Source organism: Dechloromonas sp. A34, assembly GCF_026261605.1.
Taxonomy (GTDB): Bacteria; Pseudomonadota; Gammaproteobacteria; order Burkholderiales; family Rhodocyclaceae; genus Azonexus.
Genome location: NZ_CP102486.1, coordinates 2,677,797 through 2,703,053, shown reverse-complemented (window position 1 = coordinate 2,703,053; position 25,257 = coordinate 2,677,797). Strand labels below are relative to the sequence as shown.

General features: G+C 61.8%; 25 protein-coding genes and 1 pseudogene. 8 read left to right on the top strand and 18 right to left on the bottom strand.

Annotation, left to right across the window (positions count from 1 at the left end):
• Window positions 1-101 precede the first annotated feature (101 nt).
• Window positions 102-422 carry an integration host factor subunit beta gene (locus NQE15_RS13510; RefSeq protein WP_265942121.1) on the top strand — a complete coding sequence of 107 codons (321 nt, stop codon included), beginning with the start codon at window positions 102-104 and terminating at the stop codon, window positions 420-422.
• On the opposite strand, the gene NQE15_RS13505 is transcribed toward NQE15_RS13510, so the two are convergent.
• The 10 genes from NQE15_RS13505 to NQE15_RS13460 all read right to left on the bottom strand — a co-directional run bounded on the left by NQE15_RS13505 (window position 415) and on the right by NQE15_RS13460 (window position 12,213).
• Entirely contained in the window at window positions 415-684 is a 270-nt protein-coding gene (locus NQE15_RS13505) for a hypothetical protein (RefSeq protein ID WP_265942119.1), read from the bottom strand. The two genes, NQE15_RS13510 and NQE15_RS13505, sit on opposite strands and share 8 nt — an antisense overlap.
• Window positions 684-2,783 (bottom strand): heavy metal translocating P-type ATPase, encoded by a 2,100-nt coding sequence (locus NQE15_RS13500; RefSeq protein ID WP_265942117.1) that lies wholly within the window; start codon window positions 2,781-2,783, stop codon window positions 684-686. Before NQE15_RS13500 ends, NQE15_RS13505 begins: the two co-directional genes overlap by 1 nt.
• 339 nt (window positions 2,784-3,122) lie before the next feature.
• Window positions 3,123-3,563 carry an MgtC/SapB family protein gene (locus NQE15_RS13495; protein ID WP_265942114.1) on the bottom strand — a complete coding sequence of 147 codons (441 nt, stop codon included), beginning with the start codon at window positions 3,561-3,563 and terminating at the stop codon, window positions 3,123-3,125.
• A gap of 282 nt (window positions 3,564-3,845) precedes the next feature.
• Window positions 3,846-4,259: a hypothetical protein gene (locus tag NQE15_RS13490; RefSeq protein ID WP_265942112.1), complete on the bottom strand. Its 414-nt coding sequence runs from the start codon at window positions 4,257-4,259 to the stop codon at window positions 3,846-3,848.
• Between the two features lie 250 nt (window positions 4,260-4,509).
• Entirely contained in the window at window positions 4,510-4,812 is a 303-nt protein-coding gene (locus tag NQE15_RS13485; RefSeq protein ID WP_265942110.1) for a double zinc ribbon domain-containing protein, read from the bottom strand.
• Window positions 4,813-4,989: 177 nt separating this feature from the next.
• On the bottom strand, window positions 4,990-5,601 hold the full coding sequence (gene flgB, locus NQE15_RS13480; protein WP_265942108.1) for a flagellar basal body rod protein FlgB: 612 nt from the start codon (window positions 5,599-5,601) through the stop codon (window positions 4,990-4,992).
• Window positions 5,602-5,753: 152 nt separating this feature from the next.
• Window positions 5,754-8,936: a CusA/CzcA family heavy metal efflux RND transporter gene (locus tag NQE15_RS13475; RefSeq protein WP_265942106.1), complete on the bottom strand. Its 3,183-nt coding sequence runs from the start codon at window positions 8,934-8,936 to the stop codon at window positions 5,754-5,756.
• 14 nt (window positions 8,937-8,950) lie between these two features.
• Window positions 8,951-9,292, bottom strand: a complete 342-nt coding sequence (locus tag NQE15_RS13470; RefSeq protein ID WP_265942104.1) for a P-II family nitrogen regulator — start codon at window positions 9,290-9,292, stop codon at window positions 8,951-8,953.
• A gap of 9 nt (window positions 9,293-9,301) precedes the next feature.
• The gene (locus NQE15_RS13465) at window positions 9,302-10,888 is read right to left on the bottom strand and encodes an efflux RND transporter periplasmic adaptor subunit (RefSeq protein ID WP_265942102.1); all 1,587 of its coding nucleotides are present in this window, start codon (window positions 10,886-10,888) and stop codon (window positions 9,302-9,304) included.
• An 8-nt stretch (window positions 10,889-10,896) separates the two neighbouring features.
• Window positions 10,897-12,213 carry a TolC family protein gene (locus NQE15_RS13460; protein WP_265942100.1) on the bottom strand — a complete coding sequence of 439 codons (1,317 nt, stop codon included), beginning with the start codon at window positions 12,211-12,213 and terminating at the stop codon, window positions 10,897-10,899.
• A 243-nt stretch (window positions 12,214-12,456) separates the two neighbouring features.
• Here NQE15_RS13460 and NQE15_RS13455 point away from each other — a divergent pair, with 243 nt between their 5' ends.
• On the top strand, window positions 12,457-12,594 hold the full coding sequence (locus NQE15_RS13455) for a hypothetical protein (RefSeq protein ID WP_265942099.1): 138 nt from the start codon (window positions 12,457-12,459) through the stop codon (window positions 12,592-12,594).
• A gap of 176 nt (window positions 12,595-12,770) precedes the next feature.
• Here the strand turns inward: NQE15_RS13455 and NQE15_RS13450 are convergent, their stop codons facing one another.
• A complete protein-coding gene (locus tag NQE15_RS13450) occupies window positions 12,771-13,412 on the bottom strand; it encodes a cation transporter (protein ID WP_265942098.1) in 642 nt (213 codons plus the stop codon).
• Window positions 13,413-13,525: 113 nt separating this feature from the next.
• Here NQE15_RS13450 and cadR point away from each other — a divergent pair, with 113 nt between their 5' ends.
• Genes cadR through NQE15_RS13435 form a run of 3 tightly spaced genes read left to right on the top strand, consistent with a single transcriptional unit; the run spans window position 13,526 to window position 15,397 of the window.
• Window positions 13,526-14,011: a Cd(II)/Pb(II)-responsive transcriptional regulator gene (gene cadR / locus NQE15_RS13445; protein WP_416336540.1), complete on the top strand. Its 486-nt coding sequence runs from the start codon at window positions 13,526-13,528 to the stop codon at window positions 14,009-14,011.
• A 3-nt stretch (window positions 14,012-14,014) separates the two neighbouring features.
• Window positions 14,015-15,061 (top strand): DMT family transporter, encoded by a 1,047-nt coding sequence (locus NQE15_RS13440; RefSeq protein WP_265942096.1) that lies wholly within the window; start codon window positions 14,015-14,017, stop codon window positions 15,059-15,061.
• 9 nt (window positions 15,062-15,070) lie between these two features.
• Window positions 15,071-15,397 (top strand): YnfA family protein, encoded by a 327-nt coding sequence (locus NQE15_RS13435; RefSeq protein WP_265942095.1) that lies wholly within the window; start codon window positions 15,071-15,073, stop codon window positions 15,395-15,397.
• An 861-nt stretch (window positions 15,398-16,258) separates the two neighbouring features.
• On the opposite strand, the pseudogene NQE15_RS13430 reads toward NQE15_RS13435, so the two are convergent.
• The 7 genes and pseudogenes from NQE15_RS13430 to NQE15_RS13400 all read right to left on the bottom strand — a co-directional run bounded on the left by NQE15_RS13430 (window position 16,259) and on the right by NQE15_RS13400 (window position 23,461).
• Window positions 16,259-17,457 (bottom strand): annotated as a pseudogene (locus NQE15_RS13430) (IS91 family transposase).
• Window positions 17,458-17,466: 9 nt separating this feature from the next.
• Window positions 17,467-18,342, bottom strand: coding sequence for a tyrosine-type recombinase/integrase (locus NQE15_RS13425; RefSeq protein WP_265942094.1), 876 nt, complete (start codon window positions 18,340-18,342; stop codon window positions 17,467-17,469).
• A 218-nt stretch (window positions 18,343-18,560) separates the two neighbouring features.
• Complete coding sequence (locus NQE15_RS13420; RefSeq protein WP_265942093.1) at window positions 18,561-19,784, bottom strand: DUF1173 domain-containing protein; 1,224 nt, start codon at window positions 19,782-19,784, stop codon at window positions 18,561-18,563.
• 7 nt (window positions 19,785-19,791) lie between these two features.
• Window positions 19,792-20,736 (bottom strand): site-specific integrase, encoded by a 945-nt coding sequence (locus tag NQE15_RS13415; protein WP_265942092.1) that lies wholly within the window; start codon window positions 20,734-20,736, stop codon window positions 19,792-19,794.
• A gap of 257 nt (window positions 20,737-20,993) precedes the next feature.
• Complete coding sequence (locus NQE15_RS13410) at window positions 20,994-21,269, bottom strand: helix-turn-helix transcriptional regulator (protein ID WP_265942091.1); 276 nt, start codon at window positions 21,267-21,269, stop codon at window positions 20,994-20,996.
• A gap of 668 nt (window positions 21,270-21,937) precedes the next feature.
• On the bottom strand, window positions 21,938-22,297 hold the full coding sequence (locus NQE15_RS13405) for a helix-turn-helix domain-containing protein (RefSeq protein WP_265942090.1): 360 nt from the start codon (window positions 22,295-22,297) through the stop codon (window positions 21,938-21,940).
• A gap of 393 nt (window positions 22,298-22,690) precedes the next feature.
• The gene (locus NQE15_RS13400) at window positions 22,691-23,461 is read right to left on the bottom strand and encodes a DUF1845 domain-containing protein (RefSeq protein WP_265942089.1); all 771 of its coding nucleotides are present in this window, start codon (window positions 23,459-23,461) and stop codon (window positions 22,691-22,693) included.
• 543 nt (window positions 23,462-24,004) lie between these two features.
• Here NQE15_RS13400 and NQE15_RS13395 point away from each other — a divergent pair.
• The 3 genes from NQE15_RS13395 (at window position 24,005) to NQE15_RS13385 (ending at window position 25,232) form a co-directional block, all read left to right on the top strand.
• Entirely contained in the window at window positions 24,005-24,586 is a 582-nt protein-coding gene (locus NQE15_RS13395) for a hypothetical protein (protein WP_265942088.1), read from the top strand.
• Window positions 24,587-24,649: 63 nt separating this feature from the next.
• Window positions 24,650-24,904 carry a hypothetical protein gene (locus tag NQE15_RS13390; RefSeq protein WP_265942087.1) on the top strand — a complete coding sequence of 85 codons (255 nt, stop codon included), beginning with the start codon at window positions 24,650-24,652 and terminating at the stop codon, window positions 24,902-24,904.
• A gap of 10 nt (window positions 24,905-24,914) precedes the next feature.
• Window positions 24,915-25,232 carry a hypothetical protein gene (locus NQE15_RS13385; RefSeq protein ID WP_265942086.1) on the top strand — a complete coding sequence of 106 codons (318 nt, stop codon included), beginning with the start codon at window positions 24,915-24,917 and terminating at the stop codon, window positions 25,230-25,232.
• The last annotated feature ends 25 nt before the right edge of the window (window positions 25,233-25,257 follow it).

The window sequence follows — 25,257 nt, the reverse complement described above, 5'->3', positions numbered from 1 at the left end:
AATTCATGCTCTCGCGACTTTCCCGCGCATCAACCCCTGCGGAAACACCTACGGCTGATTCACTCCGGTTGGGCAAAAGCCGCCTCAGGTAAAATATCGGCATGACCCGCTCCGAACTCATCCTCCTGCTCGCTGAGCGCTTTCCGCAACTCGTGCAGAAGGATGCCGAGATGGCGGTGGCGGAGATTCTCGGGGCCATCCATGCCGCGTTGGTTAACGGTGACCGCGTTGAAATTCGCGGATTCGGCAGTTTCCACCTGAATTACCGTTCTTCCCGCCAGGCTCGCAATCCGAAAACAGGTGAGCCGGTCACGGTATCGGCGAAATGGGTTCCCACCTTCAAGGCCGGGAAGGAACTGCGTGAGCGGGTGATGGTGCCTGTTTGCAATGAAGCCCTTAAGGGCTCGCCTTTCGTCACCTAGCGCCAATTTCCTGGCTTGCCAGTCGCCCGCTTCCCCCAGTCGGAGAACGATAAGTCAGCAATCTCAGCGCATTGATCACCACGACAAGCGTCGATCCCTCGTGAATGAGCACAGCTACACCGATGCCGGCCCAGCCGAACAGCGTAGCCGGGATCAGGAGGGCCACCACTCCGAGCGAGATGAACAGGTTCTGGCGGATCGCCCTGCGCGCGGCACGGCTCAGGGCGACGGCGAAGGGCAGCTTGTCGAGTTCGTCGCCCATCAGGGCGATGTCCGCCGTTTCCAACGCCACGTCGCTCCCGGCTCCCCCCATGGCGATGCCCACCGTGGCGCGGGCCAGCGCGGGGCATCGTTGACCCCGTCGCCCACCATGGCCACCTGGCCGTGCTGTGCGACGAGTTCAGCCACGGCGGTGACTTTGTCTTCGGGCAGCAGGCTGGCCCGTACGTCGCTCAAGCCCACGTCTTGCGCCACCGCACGCGCCACGCGCTCGTTGTCGCCGGTCAGCATGACCATCTCGACGATACCCAGCGCGTGCAGACGCTCCAGGATCTCGCGCACGCCGGCGCGCGGGGTGTCCATGAGCCCGAGGATGCCGGCAAAGCGTCCGTCCGCCCGTACCAGCATGGTGGTGCGGCCGAGCGCCTCCAACTCATCGACCCGCCCGGCCAACCACGCGTCCACCTCGCTGCCGAAGAGCTTGCGGTTGCCGACCTCGACGCGCCGGCCGCCAAGGGTCGCGCGGATCCCCTGTCCTGTCACCGCCTCAGCCTCCGCGGCCTCTTCCCAGCGCAGGCCACGCTTGCGGGCGGCCTCGACGATCGTCCGCGCCAAGGGGTGGCCGCTGCGGCTCTCCACCGCCGCCGCCAGCGCGAGGAGCTCCTTCTCGGTTACGTCACCGAGGGCCACGATGTCGGTCAGCCGCGGCCGCCCAGTCGTGATCGTGCCGGTCTTGTCGAAAGCGATGGCGGTGAGCCGACCGAGGTTCTCCAGATGTGCACCGCCCTTGATCAGTACACCGGCGCGGGCGGCGCGGGCAATGCCGGACAGCACTGCCGACGGGGTGGCGATGGCCAGCGCGCAGGGTGAGGCAGCCACCAGCACCGCCATGGCACGGTAGAAGGATTCCGCAAAAGGAAAGCCGAACAGCGGCGGCAGGACGATGAGCAAGGCGGCGCCCACCAGCACGACGGGCACGAAAATTCGCTCGAAGCGGTCGGTAAAGCGCTGCGTGGGCGATTTCTGCGTCTGCGCCTCGGCCACCATCTCCACCATGCGCGCCAACGTACTCTCTCGCGCCAGCCTCGTCACCTCGACGACCAGCGCGCCCTCGCCATTGATCGTGGCGGCAAACACCTTGTCGCCGGGCTGTTTGTCCACCGGTATGGACTCGCCGGTAACCGGCGCCTGATCCACTGCCGAGTTGCCAGACGCCACTTGGCCGTCGGCCGGGATACGCTGGCCGGGCTTGATGATCACCCGGTCGCCTCGCTGCAGTTCCTCCACCCGGACTTCGATCTCCACGCCATCCCGCTGCACGATGGCGGTCTTGGGTGCCAGTTCCGCCAAGGCCTCGATGGCCTTGCGGGCACGGTCCATGGCCATGTGCTCCAGCGCATGCCCGAGGCTAAACAGGAACAGCAGCAGCGCTCCCTCTTCCCAGGCACCGAGCGCCGCCGCGCCGGCCGCCGCGACGATCATCAGGGTATCGATATCGAAGCGGCCGCTCGTCACACTCTGCCAGGCGTCACGCAGGGTGTAGAAACCACCCGCCGCATAGGCGCCCAGCAACAGGCCGAGCGCCACATTACGCGGCGCACTGGAAAGGCCGGTCAGCCAACCGGCCAGCAGCAGCAAGCCGGCAACGCCGCTGATAACCAGCTCACGATGTTCGGCGAACCATCCGGCTTCGTGGCCTTCTTCCAGCACGCTATAGCCCAGGGCCTGGATGCGCTGGATGATCACTCGGCGCTCGACTTTTTCACTGTCGAATTCCAGGCGCAGGCGTTCGGCTGCGTAGCTCACCGAAGCCTCCAGCACGCCGTCGATTCGTTGCAGGGCATGCTCAATCACGGTGGCACAGGTCGTGCAATCCATACCGTCGATGCGCAGACTCTCGTGACGATAGCGAGTGCCGATTTTCGCCCCGGCGGCCTGAGCCAGTTCGCGTACCCGGCTCACACTGAACCGCTGTGGATCGTAATGCAGGCAAAGGCGGGAGCTGCCATTTTCACGGGTCACGTGCGCCTGCTCCATTCCCCCTGCCTGCAGCAGTTCGCTCAGCCGTCCCACGCAGGCATCCCGCTCATCGGGGATGTCCGGCAAGATCAGGGATAAGTCCAGTTTCAGTTTTTCGGACATGCGGTCGCTCCTTGGAACTAATTTATTTCAGCGGGGTACGTGCTGCATTACTGTTGTGTTTTGCCGTACTCGCGGCAAAACCTGATGCTCGCCGGCAGCTTCGCGCCGCAACCGGAACATTTACTACCCGATAGAGAAGCACCTCATTGCAGACAGAAGTGTGCTTCGACCGCATTGGCGCCGCCGCATTTGGGGCAAGGAGTACCGTCGCAGCCACCACGCCATGTTTGGGGCTGCCGTGATGGCCACCCATCAAATTGCCCAACATCCACTTAAGGAATCCCATGATTTACTCCTTGAGCGATGACAAAAATGCGCATGCCACTTGACTGCATGTGTTTACTCGGGGTGGTCTTGTTTACCATTTTTTTCCCTAAGCCGCTTCCAGCCGGGTAGGTGGTGAAGCGCGAGGGTGGCAAGAATCAGTCCTCCTGTGACAATCGCCAGCACATACATGCCGAAAGCGCTGGCCATACCGACTGCCGCGGTCGCCCAGAGCGTTGCTGCTGTCGTTAGTCCTGCCACGCCCCCCTTATCCTGAAAAATGACGCCTGCTCCGATAAAGCCTATGCCGGTGACGATTTGTGCCGCAATACGGGTTGGATCACCGCCGACATGGACTGAGATCAGGCTGAATGCACACGAGCCCATAGAAATTGCCATGAATGTTCGAATGCCCGCATCGCTGGCATGACGCTCTCTTTCCAAACCAATCAAGCCGCCGATCACTGCAGCAAGAATCATTCGGGAGGTATAAAGAAGTTCAGTTTCGATATCCATCTCTTCGTTTATCTCCTCATTTCTTTCAATCAGCCACAAGGGCGAGTGCAGTGGCACGCTTTGCCCAAATCGGAAAGCGACTGATGCGCCGAAAAAATCGTCACAGTCCTTCCGGCAACCACTACGCGTTTGCCGGCGAAGCCAGGAAATCCGCGTACCCCATCAGCATCTACGCCTGCTTCGAATCGTTGCGTTTAGACAAGTAGTCATATTGGAATCGACCAAGAAACGCCATGCTTTTTCCCCACAAGCAACACCAGCAGTCGCAGTCATATCAGCGGTTCACAATTCCCTGACCTCCACGTCCGTGGTTTCTGTGGCTAGTCGCACCGTTTTCACGAATTTAAGCGCGAAGCGACGGCTCCCCTTGGTGTAGACGTGAGTCTCTTCAGCAGTGGAGGCGGAGGTTACTTCTTTGCTGAATCCCTGCTTCGCCATCTCGCGGGCGTAAAATACGATGACTTCGGCGAAACCGCTCTCGCCCTTATAGGCCACACTTTTTTTCTGCTCTTGGACACCGAAGGCGACTCGCACCATGCCGGGAAAACGCGGGATACCCTCGATATCCTCACCACCCACGTCCTTCTTGGGCAAGGCTGCATCTGACACCCACTCTTCAATCCTGCGCGCAAGTTCGGGGGTCGATTCCGCAATTCGCTCCTTGAGCCCGGGCAACACTTCCTCGGTCTTTTTCATGGACTGTGCGGCGATTTGCTTTCCATCAGTCAGCCACAGGGGAAGCCTGTCAGTGACGAATCCAATGCCGGCGACTCCCCCCCAGACGAGGAGCGCAAGTAAAATTACCAAACTCAGCCCAGCGATCCAGAGCCACCTTCTCATACCCAACCCTCAGTTGAACTTGTGTCTTCGAACGACATGTCAATGGTTTTTACGACGTCGCATTTGATCATTTTTGACCCTTCTATTCGCCAAATAAAAGCCAGCGTTATTGTTGCGGTTTACCGCACTGGGCGCAAAATCTGGCTCCCGTCGGCAGTTCCGTCGCGCAACCAGAACATGTACTGGGTGAAAGGGAATTACCGCATTTTTGGCAGAAGCGTGCTTCCGCCACGTTGGCGCTGCCGCACTTGGGGCAGGAGTTGCCGGAATTCCTGCCGTCTTGGCCGTTTTGCGGATATCCCTGATATTCGCCGTAGCCGCCATGCTTTGAGCCGCCATGATGACCGCCGGAGTGGCCACCGAGTCTGCCGCCCATCAAATTGCCCAGCATCCGTTCAAAAAATCCCATGATTCACTCCTTTGTATTTGATTTGACGACGACACTTTGTTTCATGCTCCACTTTTGCCCAAACGATGCAAATTTCTGGCTACCGGATGATTACGACTTTCTTGACCTTCCGATCGTTCAGCGCCAGACGAGTCGACATGAAGACAGGAGTCTCAACAGGCTTTGAAATAACCCTAGTCATCTCAAGTTATTCAGCAAATCCAACATCTCCTTCTTACCAACCTGATCTATGGAGAATTGGTACATCAGTGCGTTCTCGGCAAGTTTGGTCCTCTCCACATCCATATCAACGGTATTGCCATCAATGCTGGCCTGGAGCGGAACATGATATTTCAGGGGGATATTGGGAGATTGGGTCGGTGTCGGAGTGGATAGATGCTCCTCAGCGGTTGTCGATAACTTCACCGATCCAACGTGTGCCGCAGTTCGCGCACTATGCAATGCCGCCTGAAAATCTATATCGACCGCCTTATAGCCGGGTGTATCCGCATTGGCGATATTCGATGCCAAGAGTTGCTGGCGATAGACTCTCAGCCCTAGCGCCACCTCATGCAAGTTTTCGTCCCACTCTTTCTGAGGCTGGCCCTCTAAGGGAATATGCTTAGCCACTTTGGCCGACGATGAGGAATTGGCTGCTGTGCTCACCTCTTTGGAATGGGGCGCATTGGCCAACGCAACCCGATAAGCGTCAGGGAAAGTTTGCGCGGCTCCCTGCGCAGCATATTTTTTCCCGTCCGTCCCGTTGAGACCGTCAAGGGGTACGTTACCAATTCCATTTATCGGACTCATGATCGATCTCCTTTAAATTGAACGGGGCTATTTCTGGCCGGCAATCCATCAACGTCCTGATGGTGAAGTCCATCGTATGTCCCCCGTACTTGCATCAAGCTAATCTGTGCATTTTTGACATGCCCCCTCGCCCACAAGCCAGGGGGCTCCGGTCAGGCTTGCTTCACCTTGGGCTTGCCGCTGGCATCGTCGCCTTGGTCTTCCTCTTCCTCCTTGCGGTGAGCCAGCCGATACAGGATCGGCAGGACCAGCAGGGTCAGCGCCGTCGATGACAAGATGCCGCCGATGACAACGGTGGCCAGCGGGCGCTGCACCTCGGCGCCGGTGCCGGTGGCGATGGCCATCGGAATGAAGCCGAGCGAAGCGACGAGCGCGGTCATCAGCACCGGGCGCAGACGCGTCAGCGCACCTTCGTGAATCGCCGCATCCAGCGACCGGCCTTCCTCGCGCAGTGAACGGATGTAGGCGATCATCACCAGACCGTTGAGTACCGCCACGCCGGACAGTGCGATAAAGCCGACCCCCGCCGAAATGGACAGCGGGATATCGCGCAGCCAGAGCGCCAGAATGCCGCCGGTCAGGGCAAACGGTACGCCGGTGAACACCAGCAGCCCGTCCTTGACGTTGTTGAACATCGCGAACAGCAGCATGAAGACCAGCAACAGCGCCACCGGAACGACGATCTGCAGGCGTTTTGTCGCCGACTGCAACTGTTCGAAGGTGCCGCCCCAGGTCGTCCAGTAGCCGGTCGGCACCTTGACCCGCTGTTGAATCTTCTGTTCGGCCTCGGCGACAAAAGACCCGATATCCCGTCCGCGGACATTGGCCGTGACGACGACCCGCCGCTTGCCGTTCTCGCGGCTGATCTGGTTCGGTCCTGGCGCGACCTCAAAGCTCGCCACGTCGCCCAGTTGCAGATAGGAACGGCGGGTTTGCCCACCCGCTTCGTCCATGGGCAAATGGATGGGTAACTGTTTCATGGCCTCCGTATCACTGCGTAGCCGTTCGGGCAGACGGACGATGATGTCGAAGCGCCGGTCGCCCTGAAACAGCACGCCGGCTTCCCGGCCGCCCACGGCGATGGCGATCGCTTCCTGGACGTCGCCGACATTCACTCCGAGACGCGCGGTCTTCTCGCGGTCGATATGAATGGTCATCATCGGCAAGCCCGTGGTTTGCTCGACCTTGACGTCGGCGGCGCCGGGCACTTTCTCCAGCACTTCCGCAATTTCTCCGGCAGTGCTGTTCATCGTCTCCATGTCGTCGCCGAACACTTTGACCGCGACATCGCTGCGCACGCCGGAAAGCAGCTCGTTGAAGCGCATCTGGATCGGCTGGGTGAACTCGTAGTTGTTGCCGGGCACCTTGGCCACCGCGGCCTGGATGGCATTGACCAGATCGATTTTGTCGCGGCTGGGATCAGGCCATGCCGATTGCGGCTTCAACATGACGAAGTTGTCGGCAACATTGGGCGGCATCGGGTCGGTCGCGATCTCGGCCGTACCGAGTTTGGCAAATATCCGCTCGACCTCTGGAAACTGCTTGATGGTCCGTTCCAGTTCAGTTTGCATCTCGATCGCCTGCGTCAGACTGGTGCCGGGAATGCGCAAGGCATGCAGCGCGATGTCGCCTTCGTTGAGGCTCGGTACGAATTCGCTGCCCATACGGGTGGCCAGCAAGGCGGAGAGAATGACGGCGACTGCCGCGACGGTCAGAACCAGGGGCTTGTTGAGCATCACCCGATCGAGCATCGGCGCGTAACCGTGCTTGGCCCACAGCATCAGGCGGTTTTCCTTTTCGCTGACCTTCTCGCCGATCAGCAGCGCCACGGCGGCGGGGATAAAGGTGACCGACAGGATCATGGCGCCCAGCAAGGCGGCGACCACGGTGAACGCCATCGGGTGGAACATTTTCCCCTCGACGCCGGTGAGCGCGAAGATCGGCAAGTACACCACCATGATAATGAGCTGACCGAAGAGCAGCGGACGGCGCGACTCCTTGGCCGCCGAGAACACTTCATGAAACCGTTCGTTGCGCGTCAACGGCCGCCCAGCCACGGTTTGCGCATGGGCCAGCCGGCGCACGCAGTTCTCCACGATCACCACGGCACCATCAATGATGATGCCGAAGTCGAGCGCTCCCAGGCTCATCAGATTGGCGCTGACCTTGTTGCTGACCATGCCGGTGAAGGTGAACAGCATGGCGAGCGGAATGACCAGGGCGGTGATGATCGCCGCCCGGATGTTGCCGAGAAACAGGAACAGAATCGCCACCACCAGCAGGGCACCCTCGATCAGATTTTTTTTGACCGTGTCGATCGCCTTGTCCACCAGGATCGTCCGGTCATAAACGGTCTGGGCCACCACGCCTGGCGGCAGCGTGCGGTTGACCTCTTCCAGCCGTTTGGCGACGGCTTGGGAGACTGTGCGACTGTTTTCGCCGATCAGCATGAATACCGTGCCGAGCACCACCTCGCGACCGTTCTCGGTCGCCGCACCGGTGCGCAGTTCCTTGCCGATACCGACTTCGGCCACATCCCGGATACGGATCGGAACGCCTTGGCGACTGCTGACGACGATGTTGCCGATATCGGCGATGTCGGTCACCTGACCTGGGGCGCGGATCAGATACTGCTCGCCGCGCTTTTCGATGTAACCGGCACCGACGTTGGTATTGTTGCGCTCGATCGCGGCAACCAGATCCGGCATGGCCAGGCCATAGGAAACCAGTTTGTCGGGCAAGGGGGCGACCTGGAACTCCTTGGCGTAGCCGCCGATGGTGTTGATTTCGGTGACGCCCGGCACATTGCGCAGTTGCGGCTTGATGATCCAGTCCTGGATCTCGCGCAAATCGGTCGGCGTGTAAGGGGTGCCATCGGCCTTGAGCGCGCCTTCGCTCGCCTCGACCGTCCACATGAAGATTTCCCCGAGACCGGTAGAGATCGGTCCCATGCCGGGCTCAGTGCCGGCCGGCAGTTTGCCTCTGGCCTGCTGTATGCGTTCATTGACGAGTTGGCGCGCGAAATAGATATCGGTGCCGTCCTCGAAGATGACCGTCACCTGCGACAGGCCGTAGCGCGACAGCGAACGGGTCTGTTGCAGACCGGGCAAGCCGGCCATGACGGTTTCAATCGGGTAGGTAATGCGCTGCTCGGCTTCAAGCGGCGAATAACCGGGTGCTGCCGTGTTGATCTGGACCTGCACGTTGGTAATGTCTGGGACGGCGTCGATCGGCAACTTCTGGTAGTTGTAAACGCCCAGCGCTGCCATACCGAGCACCATCAGCAGCACTAACCAGCGCTGCTCGATGGCGAAACGGATGATTTTTTCGAACATGGGGAATCTTTCGGTTAGAGCGCCGCGTCGCCGCGTTCGCCGGAGCGGATGCGCAGCACGTCGGCAAGTTCGGAAACCGCGATCAAGCCGTCGCCGGGCAGGCCGGTATGGGCGGCGGCGCGAATGGCTTCGACAGCGCTTGGCACCTGCTCATCGGGGCAGAACATCATCAAGACCAGGCGGTCGTGGGCGTCGGGGTTCCACTCGGTGGCGGCAAAGGCATGGTGCGGACCTTGTCCGCGGGAATGGCCGTGCGCCGGAAAGATCGTGAATCCGGACAAATGCGCCAGGCCATGCAGGGCATGTTCGATCTGCTCCAGACGATGGGGCTGCACAATGGCGATGATCTGTTTCATGGTGATCTCCTAGTGGTCGTGGCTGGCGCCGGATTTGCCCAGGTCGGCCTTGATCAGGAAGCTGTTTTGCGCGGCGTACTGCTCGCCCGCGTTGAGGCCACGGACGACTTCGGTGAATTTGCCGTCGCTGCGCCCCAGTTGCACGGGTCGCGCTTCCAGGCTGTCGCCATAGCGGCCGAAGACGACGGTCCAGTCGCGCACGCTCTGGATCGCCTCCACCGAGACGGCCACCGGCACCTCGACCTCGTCGGCCACCACTTCGATGTTGACCGGCAGACCGGGACGCCAGATGCCTTGCGGGTTGGGCAGTACGATCCGCGCCTTCGCGGTCCGGGTCTGCTCGCCGATCAGCGAGCCGACGTAGGAGACGGTGCCACTGCTCTGGGAGTCGAAGGCGGTCGCCTTGACGCTGGCTTTCTGGCCGACCTTGACGGTGTTGAGGTCCTTGGCATGAATCGTCATCTCGGCCCACACCGTGGCCAGGTCGGCGATGACGAAGATGTTGGCGTCGTCCTTGACCGCCTCGCCCAGCGAGAGGTGCTTCTCGACCACCACGCCGTCGATCGGGGCGCGAATCTCGTAGCGCGTCAGATTACCGCTACCGCGCAGTTCGCCGCCGAGCGAAGCGAGTTTTTGTTGCGCGTTCTGGGTGGCGATCTCCGCTTCCTGCAGGGCGTTGCCGGCTTGCAGGTAATCCTGTTCGGCGGAAATTTTTTCTTCCCACAGTTTATTCTCGCGGGCGTAGGTCGTGCGCGCCAACGCCAGGCGCTTCTGCGCCGCCAACAGTTCGCTGCGCTGGTCGGCCAGCGCCTGGCTGGAAATCACGGCGAGTATCTGGCCCTTGCGCACCCGGTCGCCGGCGTTGGCAGCCGTCGATTCGACGATGCCGGTCAAGCGCGGCACGATGTGCACCTGGCGATCCTCGTTGAAGCGGATTTCACCGATCAGTTGCAGGGCGCTCTTGATGCGTGCCGGTCCGGCCGTCAGTACCTCGACGTTGTTCTGCTTGAGTTGCTGATCGGACATGGCCACCCGTGCCTCGATCTGCTCGTAGGCAAATCGATAAGGCTTGTTACCGTATTGGGCGGCGATCGTTACGACAAAGGAATGCGGCTCTTCGACCACCGCGTTGCCCTTGAGATAGTCCTTTTCCTTGACGAAGCTGAAGGCCTGCGGCGGGCGCCCCAGGCGTTCCAGGGTGAGGCTGATCTGGCTGGCCGCCGGGTCGAGTATCTTGCCGTCCTGATAGGTGTAGACACGAAACTCCGGCTCGACGCCTTGTTCGAAGATGGTGACCTCGACGCCATACCCATCCTCCGTAAAGAGCTTTCCGCCATGCGGGCCTTTCTTGGGTGCGGCCGCCTCATGGTGCTCTTCGTCGGCATGCCCCTTGTCGTCCGCATGGCCGTCTTTGGCCGGCTCGCCGTGGTGTTCCTTGTCGGCATGGGGGGCCGCTTCCGTATGACTACCGTGGCCGTGCTCGTCGTTTTCCGGCTGCGACTTGTCGGTGCCGAGGATCAACCCGGCGAGTAGCACGCCGGCCACGAGGACGCCGGCAATGGACAGCGTTTGTTTCTTCTTGAAATCGATTTTCATGGGGGTTCCTACGGTTTTGCGGCGACTGGGGCAGTGGTGGAACTGGCCGATGCTTCGCCGAGAATGCGTTCGATCTCGGCTGCCGACCGATGCGCCTCGGCCAGTGCGCGCAGATACTGGGATTTGGCCTGGAATGAAGTGCGCTGGGCATCCAGCACGTCGAGGAAGCTGAACTTGCCCAGTTCGAAGCCCTTGGTCGCGGCCTCGTAGGCACTTTGCGCCCCGGGCAGGATCTCCCGCCGTAGCGATTCCGTCTCCCCGCGGGCAGTATTCAGTCGCTCATAGGCCAGGGTCAGTTCGTTGGACAGGCGGATTTCGGTGGCCGACAGGTCATCCCGCGCCTTGTCGGTACGGTGCAGCGCTTCCAGCAGATTGCCCTGATTGCGGTCGAACACGGGGATAGGAATCGACAAGCCGAGAATCGCCTGATTTCTGTCCAGTTGTTCATCGCGTTTGGCGCCCAGACTGACGGTCACGTTCGGAACACGCCGGCTGCGTTCGATCTCGGCGAGGGCTTGCCGGCGGTCAACCTCGATTTTTGCCCTTAACAGGTTGGGCGACGTGGCCAGGCGGGCGTTCAAATCAGGCAGCGCGGGAAGCGGCGGCAAGGCATCCAGATCACCTTCGGCGCGCTCAAAACGAGGGGCCGGGTTGCCCCAAATGCCGGCGAGACGCTTGCGTGCCGTCGCCAGTTCACTGACCGCCAGCGTCAATTCTATCCGTACCCCGGCTTCGGCCACGCGTGCCTTGGTTTCTTCGACCGGCGACACCTTGCCGGCGGTGACCCGGCGCGAGGCGGCGCCGCTGGCCCGTTGCGCCAGTTCAACCGAGCCCTGCGCCAGGCGCAAACGTTCCTGGGCAATGAGCACGTCGAAGAATGCCGCCACTACGGCGGCACGAATTTCGGCGCGCTTGACCTCCAGTTCCGCCGATGCGGCATCGCGACCGCGCTCGGCGGCCTCGATTCTGGCGGCGCGCTTGCCACCCAGTTCGATCGGCTGGTTCAGCAGCAGTGTCGTGGTTCGCGTCGCCTTCTGCGTATCCTCGATGAGTGTTGCAAGCTCGGGATTCGGTCGGGTTTGCGCCTGAATGATCGTGGCTTCGGTCGCCGCCAGTTCGCGTTTGGCACCCGACAGTTCCGGGCTGGCGCCAAATGCCAGGGCCAGCGCCGCCTGCAGGCTGAGCGGGGCTGCCGGTTCGGCGGCACGCGGCGCGCCGAAATGACCGATTTCGTCGGTACGGTCGTGTCCGACGGTGACCGTTTGGGCAAAAGAGGGGTTGCATAACAGCGCCGCCAACCCCAGCGGCAATAAACGTCTTCGCATCGAATTCTCCGGAAATTACAGGATAAATTCGGCGAAACGGAGAGCGCCGGCTAAAAAGCGCGGGCTATTTTGAGAACTGGCATCCGTCCCGCCGTATCAGGCGAGCGAGTGCCAGTTGGGACGTTCCAGTCGATCCAGAGCGAGAGAGGAATAAATCCGTTCGTTGCCACCTAACGCGGGTAGCGTGGGCGGCACCGAGGCCTGAACAACTAGCGCATTCAGGAGCCCGAGGAAGCCGGACAAATGGCAGTGATCATGGCCAAAGTCGAGTTTCCCGGACTGCTTGCCCGGGTCGGACTTTTCAGAAAATACTTTGTGATCGTGGTCGTGATGACCGAAGTGCTGCGCGGCTTTCCCCTGCTCGTGCCCGCAATAGTCTGACACCGCCGCCCAGGTCACCTGGAGCGGGAGCAGACACAGCATAACGAGGATGAGAAAACGTCGCATTTCGAACACTTTAATTACTACGGACTTGGTCTGTCAACCCGAAGGGGAGGATTGGCCTTCTGCTGCCTGGATGCACTGTGAAGAAAGGGTTTTGGCAAGATATGCAAGCTCTAGTCAGCAGGGACCAGCACTGCGGGACGTTGCGCTAACTCCTGGCGAGCTTGCCGAAGCACGGAAAGTCCCGAGGATAGCGCCAGTCCGGCCATGATCGCCGCCACCATGAAATCCGGCCAGCCCAGCCCGGTGCCGAACACCCCGGCGGCGGCCAACATCACCGCAACATTGCCGATCGCATCATTCCGGCTGCACAACCACACCGAGCGCATATTGGCGTCGCCATCGCGGAAAGCATAGAGCATCAGGGCCACCAGCCCATTGGCCAGCAGGGCCAGCAAGCCGATGCTCCCCATCGTGAACGGTTCGGGCGCAACGCCCGAGAAGGCGGCCCAGACGGCCTGGCCCAGCACAAATACGCCGAATCCGGCCATGGTCATGCCCTTGAGCAGCGCGGCACGGGCTCGCCAAGTCAGCCCCATGGCGAGGACGGCCAAGGAAATTCCGTAATTCGCCGCATCGCCGGCGAAATCGACGGCATCGGCCAGTAACGAGACCGAACCGGACTGCAGGCCGCCGATGATTTCAACGGCAAACATGGCGGCATTGATCACCAGCGCAGCCCATAAGGCCTTGCGGTAGCGGGACGGGATTGGCGTCGTCGGGGTGCAGGCGGTCTGACAATTGCAAGCAGGCATGGCGAGAGTTCCTTTGAATCTGTAGCCTGCATTACACACCCTGTAGTCGCTACAAGGTCAAGCGCGTAAAATAAAGTTTCCTGAAATGCGTGGACCGCGAGAAAGATCAAATCATGAGAATTGGTGAGCTCGGGCAAGCCACTGGTGTGGATGTCGAAACCATTCGCTACTACGAAAAAACAGGTTTGCTACCGGCGCCGGCCCGTCATCCAAACGGCTACCGTGCCTATGCCCCTTTGCACGTGGAACGGCTGGCCTTCATCCGTCATTGTCGGGCTTTGGATATTTCGCTGGCCGACATCCAGCGCTTGCTGGCGTTTGTGGCGCATCCGGAAAGCGATTGCCGCGATATCGACCAACTGATCGATGCGCAACTAGCCCGTGTCCAGGCCCGTTTGCAAAGCATGCAGGCTTTAGAGCGGCAACTCACCGCATTGCGCGGTCGTTGCGGCCACAGCCATATTGCTGGGGATTGCGGGATTCTTCACGAGTTGGTCGCGGCTGCCCACCATGAAGCCTGCGTCTGTCATGGCGAAACACTTTCGATCTCGGTCAAGGCAGAAGCAATCGCTGCCTCTTCTGCCTCTCAAGGCGCATAGCCGATGCGCTGGCATCCCGGCATTGCAGTTGCCCTCACGGCAGCCGGATTGTTCGGGATCGGCACCCCTTTATCCAAGCTCTTGCTGGCCGAGGTCAGCCCCTGGCTGCTGGCAGCGCTACTCTATCTCGGTTCTGGCATCGGCCTATGGCTCATGCGCCAGATTCGCCGTAGCCCGAAGGTGCATCTTGATCGAGGCGATTGGCGCTGGCTGGCCGCCGCCACTGTGGCCGGCGGCATGATAGCCCCGGTGCTGCTGATGCTCGGCCTGTCGGCCATGCCAGCCTCGGGCGCCTCGCTGCTGTTGAACGCCGAAGGCGTCCTGACCGCACTGCTTGCCTGGTTCGTCTTCCACGAAAATTTCGACCGCCGTATCGCCCTGGGCATGCTCGCCATCGTCGCCGGGGCACTGGTTCTGAGTTGGCCATCCGATGCGCAGTTCTCCGGGGCATGGCCCGCGCTGGCGATCCTGGGCGCCTGCTTTGCCTGGGCAATCGACAACAACCTCACGCGCAAGGTCGCACTGGCTGATGCCTCGTTCATCGCCATGGTCAAGGGCTTGGTCGCCGGCACCACCAATCTGGCGCTGGCGCTTCTGGCCGGGGCGACCTGGCCGGCGCCAGAAATGGTCGTGCTGGCGGCACTGCTCGGATTCGCCAGCTATGGCGCCAGCCTCACGCTCTTTGTCATCGCCCTGCGCCATCTGGGTACGGCCCGCACCGGAGCCTATTTTTCCATTGCGCCATTCTTCGGAACGTTGCTGGCGATCCTGTTGCTCAACGAACCGGTGACGCCGCAATTGCTGGCGGCCGGGTTGCTGATGGCCGTGGGTGTCTGGCTGCACCTGTCCGAGCGGCATGAGCATGGACACCGGCACGAAGCGCTTGAGCATACGCATGAGCATGTCCACGGAAAAAATGACGCTCACCACGATCACGAGCATTCCTTGCCGGTTCTGCACGGTACTCGGCACACCCATCGTCACCAGCATGCGCCAATCGAGCATGCCCATGCTCACTTTCCCGATGCTCACCATCCGCATAAGCACTGAGGACGGACAATGATCAAGACCGGTTTGCTGTTTTTTGCCACCGCGCTGGCTGAAATCATTGGCTGCTTTCTGCCATATCTTTGGCTGCGCAAGGAGGGATCGCCCTGGCTGTTGCTGCCAGCGGCCATCAGCCTCGCTGTCTTCGTCTGGCTACTCACCTTGCATCCAGCGGCGAGTGGCCGGGTCTATGCGGCTTACGGCGGTGTTTATGTGGCGACGGCGCTGCTCTGGTTGCGCGTGGTTGATGGCGTGAAACTGTCTGCATTCGACTGGTTGGGGGCCGGGATTGCACTTCTCGGCATGGGCATCATCGTAGCGGGCTGGAAGGCGGCCTGATCAGGCGAGCGGTCTCAACAATGGCTTTTCTTGACCATCAATCCAATACACGTTCGATTGTTCTCATGAAAGCCAAGCCCAGCAAGTCCTATCTCTACGAACACGTCGCCCGCCGCTGCCCAGCTCGAAGCCGCTGGAACTGCTCGAACTGCTGGCCCAAGGCGAAAAAACCGTTGAACCCCTGGCCACCCAGGCCGTCATCGACATGCGTCTGGCCAGTGCTCACCTCACGGCGTTACGTGAAGCCGTCGTCGAGGATCGTCAGTGACGCTTGCCGAGAATGAGGCAGATAAGCGTGGAGCCTTCGGCGCGGCCCGGTGCGAAGCAGTCGTTTTCATAACGGTCTCCTGAAGTGGAGCCGTAACTTCAGTCGGTCGCTGAAATAATGTCGAGTGTGCCGTTACATCAATCGTCGAAAAGCCTGATTACGCAAGGCATCAGAAGCATGCCGATTTGGTAGTCCGCATATTCGAGCGGGTTACATAAGGCAGAGGGTTTTTAGCCTAGCGGACGCGGCGCACGGCATCTGATCGGAGCACGGTGACTATTCCGCGTCCGGTTGGCTAAAAAGCCCTTTGGACTGAACCGACGCGCCGACGGTGGCGCTATGGGGTTTGAATCAGGGCGGTGGCGTCAACCAAGGGCGCGTGCGCTGAGCAAGCGCCTTCGAAAGAAGCCTGTTTGTCGGTCTTTCGGCCAAACGCTTGGCATTTTGGGGGGATCTGTGCAGTTCGATCAGCGAACGGCGGGTCGCCAGGGGGCAAGACGTTGGAATGGGCCAGGTGTCGCGCAGGGGTTCCCACCGTTTCGCGAAATGTCTCATGGAACGTGCATTGACTCGGCGTGGTGTGATGGCATGCATCAGTGATCGCGGGGTGGTCCACGGGGCATCGAGCCCGCCGGGAAGCTTTCGATGCACACCATGTGGCCGCGACCGCACTGCGGGCAGTCACGCAGCGATGTGCCGGTGAGCAGCAAGTAGTGGTCGCGATAGTCGGCTGGCGCCGTGGCAAGGCTGATGACGGGTTCGGGTTTGGCGAGCAATTCGCGACAGCGAGCCAGTTTGACCGCACGATAACGGTTGGCGAGGAAGCCGTAGTGCCGAATTCGCTGCAGGCCATTCGGAAGCACATGCAGCAGAAAGCGACGGATGAACTCGTGGGTGTCGAGACGCATGACCTTCTGCTGTGATTCGTGGCGGTAATCCTTCCAGCGAAAGCTCACTTTGCCATCGGCAAAGTCGATCAGACGACTGTTCGCGATCGCCACCCGGTGCGTGTAACGGCCAAGATACTCGAGAACCTGCTGGGGGCCGCCAAACGGTGGCTTGGCGTAAACCACCCACTCGGCTTGCCTGACCGGCGCCAGATACCGGGCAAATGCAGCAGGGGAAGAAAGTGCTTCAAGGCGATTGAAGAAGCGAAGCTCGCCAGCGTCAAACGCACGCTGCAACCGCGCCAGAAACAGACGACGGAAGAGCCGCGAGAGCACCCGTACCGGCAGGAAGAAACCGGGGCGGCAGGCAATCCAGCGCTCGCCGTCGACACTCAGGCCGCCGCCAGGAACGACGCAGTGCAGATGGGGGTGATGCATCAGGTTCTGCCCCAGGTATGCAGCAGGGCGATGAAGCCGATTTCGGCGCCCAGATGCTTGGGATCGGCAGCGATTGTCCGCAAGGTCTCGGCCGTCGCCTGGAACAGGAGGTCATAGACCACGACCTTGTTCTGGTAGGCGATCGCGGCAATCTCTTCAGGCAGCGTAAACACGACGTGGAAATACTCAACGGGAATCAGGTCTGCCCGCCGGTCATCCAGCCACTGCGCCCGGACCAGCGACTGACACTTCGGACAGTGCCGATTGCGGCAACTGTTGAAGGCGATACGCTGGTGGCCACAGGCGTCACATTGTTCGACATGGCCGCCGAGCGCGGCCGTGCGGCAACGCTCGATCGCGCTCATGACGCAGCGCTGACCACGGCTGAGCGAGTCGCCGTGTTCCTGACGGTAGGCAGGGCCGGCCTGGCGGAAGATGTCCGCCAGTTCGAGCCCGATGGCACGCAAGGGCCGAACTCAGAAATGCATGAGCGGAGTCGGTGTCGGCGGCGGGTCAAACTTGGGCAACAGATCGAAAGGGCTCGCCGTGGCGCACACGGTACTGGTCGCGACTTTCAGGTAACGCGCCGTCGTGGCCAGGCTACGATGGCCCAGCAGGAGCTGGATGGTACGCAAATTGGCACCCGATTCGAGCAGGTGGGAAGCAAAGGCATGACGCAGCGAGTGCGGGGTGATCGGCTTGGTAATGCCCGAGTCACGGCGTGCTTTCTGGCAGGCGAGTCCAACGGCCTCGCGCGTGATCGGCTGACCGGGCACCTCGCCCGGAAACATCCACCGGGTCGGCCGGGCGGATTTCCAGTAGGTGCGCAGGACGTCCAGCAACCGTGGCGAGAGCATCACATAGCGATCCTTCATCCCTTTGCCTTGGTCGACCCGGAGCATCATGCGCTGGCTGTCGATGTCGGTTACCTTGAGGTGGGTGGCTTCGGAGACGCGCAGGCCGGCCGCATAGGCGGTCATGAGAATCGCTCGGTGCTTGTGATTGGTGATCGCGTTCAGGAAGTGCCTCACTTCCTCGGGACTGAGAATCTCAGGGAGCTTGCGCGGGCGTTTGGGCATCGGAATCTCTTCGACCGCCCAGGTGCGTTTCAGGGTGACCTTGTAGAGGAAGCGAAGTGCCCCCATCGCGACGCAGATGCTGCTTGGCGTCAGCGCTCTGACCTCCATCAAATACAGTTGGTAGGTGCGAATCTCTTCCGGCCCGAGTTGATCAGGCGAGCGGTTGAAGTAACGGGAATACGCGGCAATCTGCTGCAGGTAGGCGGATTGGGTGTTCTCGGCAAGATTACGAATGCCCATGTCTTCGAGCATCCGCTGACGTAGCGGTGTCATGGCAAAGCTCCTTCTCGAGATTGAGGGAAATGCTGCGAACAGCAATTCCATCGTTCTCCGATCCGAGCTTCCTGTGAACCCGACCTCCCGTCCTCCAGCCAATCTGCCCAAGCCGGAACCCCGCCCGCCGCTGGTCAAACCGGGCGCCTACCGCGCCAGCGGTTTAGTCCAAGGCCGATTAGCACGCAGACGACAGCGGTTCAACGGCAGCTTCTATATCAGCCCGCGCCCCCTTCAGTGAGACCCTTCGCACTTCTCAAGGACGGCATCGGCTGATCCGTCCGCCATACCCAGGCATCCTGTTTGGTCGCTACAGTCGCTTTCTCTTTCGCTGCCCGCTCCTTCGGGTCCATGAAAGCGCTGACGACGTGCAAGGGAACAGGTACCGGTCCGGCATCCAGCAGCAAGGCATTCGGAAAAGCCGCCGCACTCCGAGCGTCATAGCGCAGCGGTTTGACGAAGCGGCGGTGCTGGGCAACCAGCGCGTCGATCAGGGGCAGTTCATGCACGCCCTCGATGGGAATCCACTGCTCGCTCGTCAGCATCAGGCTTGCCGCATCGATTTCATAGGTGTATTCGCGGCGGGCGCGGATCAGCGCGGCCAGGACTACCCGGACGGGGTGGGCGGTATCAGCATCGCGCGCCTCGAACAGCGGAGCGAACACCCGCTCGATGCGCTCCCAACTCCGGCTGGCGATCAGCAGTGGGGCATCCGGCATGTGCCGAATCCAGACTCGACAGCCCTGACTCGTCGCCTCGCTGGCCTTGAACTCGCCGATCACGATGGCCAGGGGCGTCTGCCCGTCCTTGGGGCGCAGCACCGCCAGTTTCTCGCGCCGGCGCTGTGCCGCCTCAGCCTTGGCACTCTCGCTGAAAGGTTCGGGTACATACAGGCGCTCGGCCAGCGGCACGCCCTTGACCACGATCTCCTCGGCAGCCTCCAGCAGGTACTTGCGCAAGACGCCCTGGTTGCGTTTGCCCGCCATCGCCGGGCTCCAGCGGTTGAAGCCGGCGCGCTCGAACAGGAAATGCATCAACGCCCGCAACGTCATCTGCCGCCGTGGCACGCCGATCTCCGCCACCTCCTGGGGTTCGCCGCGCGGCACGCCGCGCCCCAGCACCCGTGTCCAGGGGAAATCCACCCGCAATTCGACCCGCCCCGGTTCCGACTCCAGCACCGCTTCACCGACCAGTTCCCCCAGTCCTGACTGCTGGACCTCCGGCTCGTAGGAGGGGCAGCCCGGATGGTGGGCGCTGCCACTATCCGGCATGCGCTTGACTACGAACTGTCGGTGCAATGCCACGTACATCTCCACGCCGCCCGGCACGCACATGCAGCGCGGCCGCTCGGGTGTGTCGTAGACGTGGCCGAGCGCCTCCTGCAGTTGCGGATCGTCCGCGCCGATCACGCGGCCCTTGATGGCGAAGCGCTGAGTGTCCATGGCGGTCTCAAATCAACTCATCGAGTAGTTCCGCCAGCGTCGGCTTGGGCCGTGGCAGCAGTTCCCGCACTGCACTGCGCTCGCCGACCCCCAGGATCGCACCCACCTGATCCTCGTCGGCCCCACGCTCATACATCCGCGATATCACGGTAAGGCGCGCCGACTGGGTGCTCAACCCCTTGAGTTCGGCGTAACGGAACAACTTGCGGTAAATCTCCAGCAGCGCCCGGCAGACGTAGCGGTTCTGTCCGGGCTCGCCATTGTTAGGCGTGATCTTGTAGGGCTCGCCCCTCGGGGAAAGGAATAGTCGGCTACCCGGGTCCAAGCCACGGTAGACATCCGGCCCACCCAGGCCATGTCCGCCGGCGAGACGCTCGCGGAAATAGGCGGCCAGCGCATCGTCGAGCCGGCTGCTGCTGAAGTACAGTGGCCGGAGTTTGCCGTTGATCGCCGCGTCGGCACGCAACTCCGATTCCCGGCACACGCTACCGTCGGCATGCAGGTAGTCGCGCACCTCGATCCGGGCGATCTCAAGTGGGCGCAGACCCGTGGCGAATAGCATGTAGTACAGGGCCAGGTCGTGCCAGGTGCGGCTGGTGCGGCCCTTGATGCGCACCGCGCCCTGGGTCACCTCCGCCGCTGACAATACGCGCGCCGGACGAGTGCCGACCGGCGGCTGGGGCTCGAACCCTTCCAGCGCGACCAGGATGGCCTCCCGATGCAGGCGCAGCCGCCGCACGAAAGCCGCGCCCTCTTCCTTGAGTCCATCCACGCCCACCACCTGGGTGAGTTGGACCGCGACGGACTTGATGCGCCGCTCGACCGCCGTGCGCGAGACGCCGAAGCGCACGGCCACCGCCTCGTAGGTCTCACCGCCAATGACGGCACGGAGCATCTCAACAGATTGCAATGCATTGTCGTGGTACTTGTCGACCTCCTGGTTGCCTTGCATGTCTTGTTTCTCCCATCATCTCTCGATCGTCATTAGCCCGAATGTTCGAGCGCCGACGCACCCTTCGCCAGGCGAAAACGCCGGGAAAGGCGCGGGATTTCGTCATCAGGCCGAGCGCGCCGCCGTCGCCCAAGAACTGGCCGTCCGGACCGATGACCGCACGCGAGACGCATGTGGCGGGTCGGCGCCGACCCGGTCGATACGCGAACGACGCCGCCGTTGCGAGCCGAACCGGTCCCCGCTCATTGCCTTGCCCGTCACCCGGACTGGCCTTGCTGCGCGATCCAGCGGCGGATATCTTCCGCGCGCCAGACGGTCACCCGCTCCGAAAGCTTGACCGGCTCGGGAAAGGTGCGCGCCTGGATGCGCCGCCAGAGGGTGGATTTGGAGATGGGAACGAAGGCCAACACCTGGGGCTGGCGCAGAAAGCCGGTCTCGGGCAGCGTCAGGGTCGAAACCGGAGCGGCGGGCGTAGTTGGAAGAGCGCTGGACGCCGCCACCTTCGCGGCGGTACTGGTACGGATGTTGGGCATGATCGGGCCTCGTCACGGCGGGTGCCGATAAAGGACATGACCTGCTCTGTTGCGGCCGCGCTAGGTCAGGATGGCGCGGGCCGATAGGGAACGCAGAACTCGACGACATGCCGCCGGCGCCCCGGTCGCGCGGCATGGAAGGATGAGCAAGAAAGTGAATCCCACCGCATGACGGCCAAGGGCGTCCGGGTCGGGAAAGATCAGCCGATCCGCACCTGCACCACGCAGCACGCGCGACAGCGGATCGTTGGGCAACAGGCAGGTATCGACTGCGACGCCACCACGAGAGCGGTGAGGGTGCCCACGGTGTCAGGCCAGCCTGACGGGGAACCTGTCGATACGATATTGAGGTCGGTGGGCCGACGCAAGACGCCCCGGGACGCGCCAGCCGAAAGGGGCCGCACACGCCAGCGATTGGAGATGGCACCGGTACGGAACCCATTCCGGCACGCCGTCATCAAGTTTGCCGCCCAGGCGCCGGATCGCGGACGAAGCCGATCCGGCTCAAGCCCGTGTTGGCGGATAGGACCATGATTTGTGCCCGCGTCTCATCAGGCGCCTTGGTGGCCGCCTGCCAGTTATCCACCGGGGAGAGCGACTGGAGGGTTTCTCCCACGACATTTCGGGGCCGTGCGGCCCATGCTCCCCCCGGTGGGTGGAAATATTGGCTATTTCGAGCGGTTGCCCAAGTACTCACAACAGTTCCGCACGACCGTCATAACGAATGCCCGATCGTCAGTCCCCAGTTCGGAAATCCATGCGCCGAAGGTTGCAGCTTCGCTGGCCTCTTCTGGTCCTTCCGTGGATAACAGGTCGCCAGCAGAACATTGGAGTGCCAGCGCAAGCCTGTCCAGCGTCGGCAGGGACGGCAAATGCGCGCCTCGCTCGATGCGCGAAATGGTTTCGGCGTCAACGCCGACCCGCTCCGCGACCCTTTCCTGTGTCCATCCCAGCTGTTTGCGTCGCTTCGATAGGTTGCCCCCCAATCGCTTCGCCAGACGGGCGGAGTCTTTTTTCTTTACCGCCATCGTGTTGTCCTTTCAATCAACAAGAATGACGGTCACTGGACTATCGAAACAGGGCGACTTATGTAGTTATTGCTATCAACATAATTGTTGAGTTTTGGCGGAGGAAAATGGCGGGTGGGGCATGTTCGGGCGTCCGCTGCGCGTGGTGGGGGGCTTACAGCAGACGATCCCGAATAGATGGATCAGATTGCTCTAATCACGCTCTGGATGGTGGCAACGCAAATCGGTCACCTTCGCTGATCAGATGTATGGGTGCGTCGACCGGGAAAACGTCAAACGGCTTCGGAAATGCCAATGCAATGGCCATGAGCGCGAACGCCGCCGTGCAGGTTCAGCGGCCCCGATAACAGAATCACTGACCGTGAAGTTCCCTCCAGGCAGCAGCCATCGACGTTAATCACCAACTGCCGATACGGTGCTTCCCAGGCCTTCCGGCAATCGCGCGCTGGAGTCGGCATCCGTCGGATCGAGTGCCGCGTCGCGTTCCGGACCGGGTTCTTCCGCGCCATCCGTTACACCCACGGCTTCGGCCTCTTGCCGGCTTGGCCCGCTGCGGCCTTCGACATCGTGCGCGTCCAGGGCATTCATCCGCCGCCGCAACCCCATCGCAAAGTTGCGCGCACCATTCGCGACATCGCGCACCTGCCGTTTGAGACCCGCGCGCTGCATGTCGACGGCCTGGGTGGTAATCACTTCGTGAATCTCCAGGGTCTGCAACAACGGCATCAGCTGATCGAGTTTGCCCAGCACCTCCAGGAAGCGTCGACCGATCGACGACAGAACATGGACGTCCACATCCAGCGGCACGGTGTCGTAGGTCGCAGTGCTGGTAATGCCATGTACCTTGAACAGCGCTTCCGCGCCGTCGATGGCGTGGTTGAGGTTTGCGGTCACCGCGTCCATCTGGGCGCGGATGGTGTCCTCGATCTTGGCAACGTCGTCGTGTTCGAGCCGCGTGCGGGCGATCACCGAGATGAAGTGAGTGTTGAGCTGCAGCGTGTTGAATAGCCGCGCAAAAAAACGCTTGCCCTCGGCGCTGGTGAAGCGCGTCGGCATCTTCAGGCTGGCCGCCTCGACGCGTCGGAAGTCGGCCTTGGCCTCCTTGGCGAGAATGCGAGCGTTGACGGCCCCTTGGTCTACCTTGACGATCTGGATCTCCGACATGCCGTGCTCCTCGAAATACCGCGTTCGGAGCAATCATCCGCAACAGCATGCTCATTCGCCACCGGAAATGGCCGTCACCTGAGGGGCCTTTCGGCATCGGCCCCGATTCGGGCAGGTTTTCGGGATTGACTCGGCAATCCGGCTCCGCTACCTTGACGTCATGCAGTAGCTGGCCCTGCATTCAAACAAGGCAAGCCCTGGAGTTTCCTGTCTGTCACGTATGCCATCGGCTTCCCCGGTGCCGCGTGCGACGATCTTGCCGGCACCGATATGGGTGCCTGTCGCACCCATGCCATCGAGGCAAGTTTTCGAGGCAGGGGCGAAGCGCTTCAACGATTTCGTAAGCGCCCCTCCCCCGAAAGCCTTCCTCGATCGGTAGCTGGTACACCGATCACGGCGGTTCTCACCGCCCGTTCAAGCCAGCCCTGGAGCTTCTTCCCATAGCGCCGTTCCGCCCGTAGCGGGTCGGCCGTTTCTCACCCCACGGGGGCATATGCCCCCAGTCGTGGTGCACGTTGCCTCCATTTTTTCCTGGAGCCAACGATGCTGAATCAGAGCGTATCCCCCCGAGTTTCCCGTCCCACGCCCGTGGGCCCAGTTGTGCCGCCGATTCTTCCCTTTTTTTTCGCGGCCACCTCGCGTCACCGTCCGGCGGCGATCCCCGATCGCGCCGCCCTGGATGCTTTGCTCGACGACGAGGACGCCCCCGTCGAATGGAGCGAGGAAGACATCGTCTTTCTGCATTGGCGCCTGCTGCAGGAAGTCAGCCAACTGGCCGACCCGGCGACGCCCCTGGCAGAAAAGTTCGACACCCTGCGCTGGGTGTTCAGCGAACGCGAGAAGGACGGCCTGCCGTTCTCCTTCGTGAGTTGCCTGCGCGTCGTCGGCTGCAGCCCGCTGTCGCCGATCGCGTACTGCGGTCGGGTCGACGCGGAGGAAGTGCGCGACCGCATCCGTCACAACCTGAAGGCCTGGTTCAACGCCACGCTCGAGCGCTACCCCGACTGGGTGTGCGACGCCGTCGTCAACAACCCCGCATGGGTCGAGGCCCGGCTCGCCAAGAACCCCCAGTGGATCAACGAGCAACTTAAGCGGATGGCCGTGCAGGGCGACCTGTTCGCCTGATGCCGTCTCCCATTTTTCGGGCTGGTCGCCAACGCGAAGGCCCTCCCCTTTCAAGGAGTCGTCATGACCACTTTCAAGGATGTCCTGTGTCTGCTGGCGATCTTCGTCGCCTACGGCATCGTCGGACGCCTGGATTATGAAGACGCGGTAGGGCTGGAACAGATCATCAAGGAACGGCATCACGCCGACTGTCTGATGACGACGCCGGCCGACCGCGAAGCCCTGGCGCGGATCAACGATCTGCCCTTCGGTCCATCGACCCGCTGCACGGACGCAGGCGCGCCCGACGACGGGCCCTGCACGCCGCGCGCGCTGTGAGGAGGCCGCCATGCACACGCAAACACGCATCGCACACGGCGCCCCGTCCCTGCTGACCGTCCAGGCGCCGGAAGACATCGAGTTCCTCGTCAAGGAAAGCGAAGTCCTTACCGGTCGGGCCGGCCGCACCTTCGTCATCGCCGGCGCCGACTGGTTGGCTTACCGGGTGCATTGGCATCCGATCGGCGTGAAGGTCGAACGACTCAATGCCGAGGGCCGGGTCCTGAGCACCCAGCACCTGCTGCCCCGGGAGTTCCTCGGGCACAGCCTGATCGAGGCCCTGGCCGCCGGCCAGTTGTTTACCCCGCCGATCCGCCGTCTCGGCTGACCGATCGTTCTTTCCCCCCTTGGCG

Bases quoted from the DNA above. Each gene is read 5' to 3' on its own strand.
- NQE15_RS13510 (WP_265942121.1), top strand. From the start codon at position 102: ATGACCCGCTCCGAACTCATCCTCCTGCTCGCTGAGCGCTTTCCGCAA.
- NQE15_RS13505 (WP_265942119.1), bottom strand. From the start codon at position 684: ATGGGCGACGAACTCGACAAGCTGCCCTTCGCCGTCGCCCTGAGCCGT.
- NQE15_RS13500 (WP_265942117.1), bottom strand. From the start codon at position 2,783: ATGTCCGAAAAACTGAAACTGGACTTATCCCTGATCTTGCCGGACATC.
- NQE15_RS13495 (WP_265942114.1), bottom strand. From the start codon at position 3,563: ATGGATATCGAAACTGAACTTCTTTATACCTCCCGAATGATTCTTGCT.
- NQE15_RS13490 (WP_265942112.1), bottom strand. From the start codon at position 4,259: ATGAAAAAGACCGAGGAAGTGTTGCCCGGGCTCAAGGAGCGAATTGCG.
- NQE15_RS13485 (WP_265942110.1), bottom strand. From the start codon at position 4,812: ATGGGATTTTTTGAACGGATGCTGGGCAATTTGATGGGCGGCAGACTC.
- flgB (WP_265942108.1), bottom strand. From the start codon at position 5,601: ATGAGTCCGATAAATGGAATTGGTAACGTACCCCTTGACGGTCTCAAC.
- NQE15_RS13475 (WP_265942106.1), bottom strand. From the start codon at position 8,936: ATGTTCGAAAAAATCATCCGTTTCGCCATCGAGCAGCGCTGGTTAGTG.
- NQE15_RS13470 (WP_265942104.1), bottom strand. From the start codon at position 9,292: ATGAAACAGATCATCGCCATTGTGCAGCCCCATCGTCTGGAGCAGATC.
- NQE15_RS13465 (WP_265942102.1), bottom strand. From the start codon at position 10,888: ATGAAAATCGATTTCAAGAAGAAACAAACGCTGTCCATTGCCGGCGTC.
- NQE15_RS13460 (WP_265942100.1), bottom strand. From the start codon at position 12,213: ATGCGAAGACGTTTATTGCCGCTGGGGTTGGCGGCGCTGTTATGCAAC.
- NQE15_RS13455 (WP_265942099.1), top strand. From the start codon at position 12,457: ATGGCAGTGATCATGGCCAAAGTCGAGTTTCCCGGACTGCTTGCCCGG.
- NQE15_RS13450 (WP_265942098.1), bottom strand. From the start codon at position 13,412: ATGCCTGCTTGCAATTGTCAGACCGCCTGCACCCCGACGACGCCAATC.
- cadR (WP_416336540.1), top strand. From the start codon at position 13,526: ATGAGAATTGGTGAGCTCGGGCAAGCCACTGGTGTGGATGTCGAAACC.
- NQE15_RS13440 (WP_265942096.1), top strand. From the start codon at position 14,015: ATGCGCTGGCATCCCGGCATTGCAGTTGCCCTCACGGCAGCCGGATTG.
- NQE15_RS13435 (WP_265942095.1), top strand. From the start codon at position 15,071: ATGATCAAGACCGGTTTGCTGTTTTTTGCCACCGCGCTGGCTGAAATC.
- NQE15_RS13425 (WP_265942094.1), bottom strand. From the start codon at position 18,342: ATGACACCGCTACGTCAGCGGATGCTCGAAGACATGGGCATTCGTAAT.
- NQE15_RS13420 (WP_265942093.1), bottom strand. From the start codon at position 19,784: ATGGACACTCAGCGCTTCGCCATCAAGGGCCGCGTGATCGGCGCGGAC.
- NQE15_RS13415 (WP_265942092.1), bottom strand. From the start codon at position 20,736: ATGCAAGGCAACCAGGAGGTCGACAAGTACCACGACAATGCATTGCAA.
- NQE15_RS13410 (WP_265942091.1), bottom strand. From the start codon at position 21,269: ATGCCCAACATCCGTACCAGTACCGCCGCGAAGGTGGCGGCGTCCAGC.
- NQE15_RS13405 (WP_265942090.1), bottom strand. From the start codon at position 22,297: ATGGCGGTAAAGAAAAAAGACTCCGCCCGTCTGGCGAAGCGATTGGGG.
- NQE15_RS13400 (WP_265942089.1), bottom strand. From the start codon at position 23,461: ATGTCGGAGATCCAGATCGTCAAGGTAGACCAAGGGGCCGTCAACGCT.
- NQE15_RS13395 (WP_265942088.1), top strand. From the start codon at position 24,005: ATGCTGAATCAGAGCGTATCCCCCCGAGTTTCCCGTCCCACGCCCGTG.
- NQE15_RS13390 (WP_265942087.1), top strand. From the start codon at position 24,650: ATGACCACTTTCAAGGATGTCCTGTGTCTGCTGGCGATCTTCGTCGCC.
- NQE15_RS13385 (WP_265942086.1), top strand. From the start codon at position 24,915: ATGCACACGCAAACACGCATCGCACACGGCGCCCCGTCCCTGCTGACC.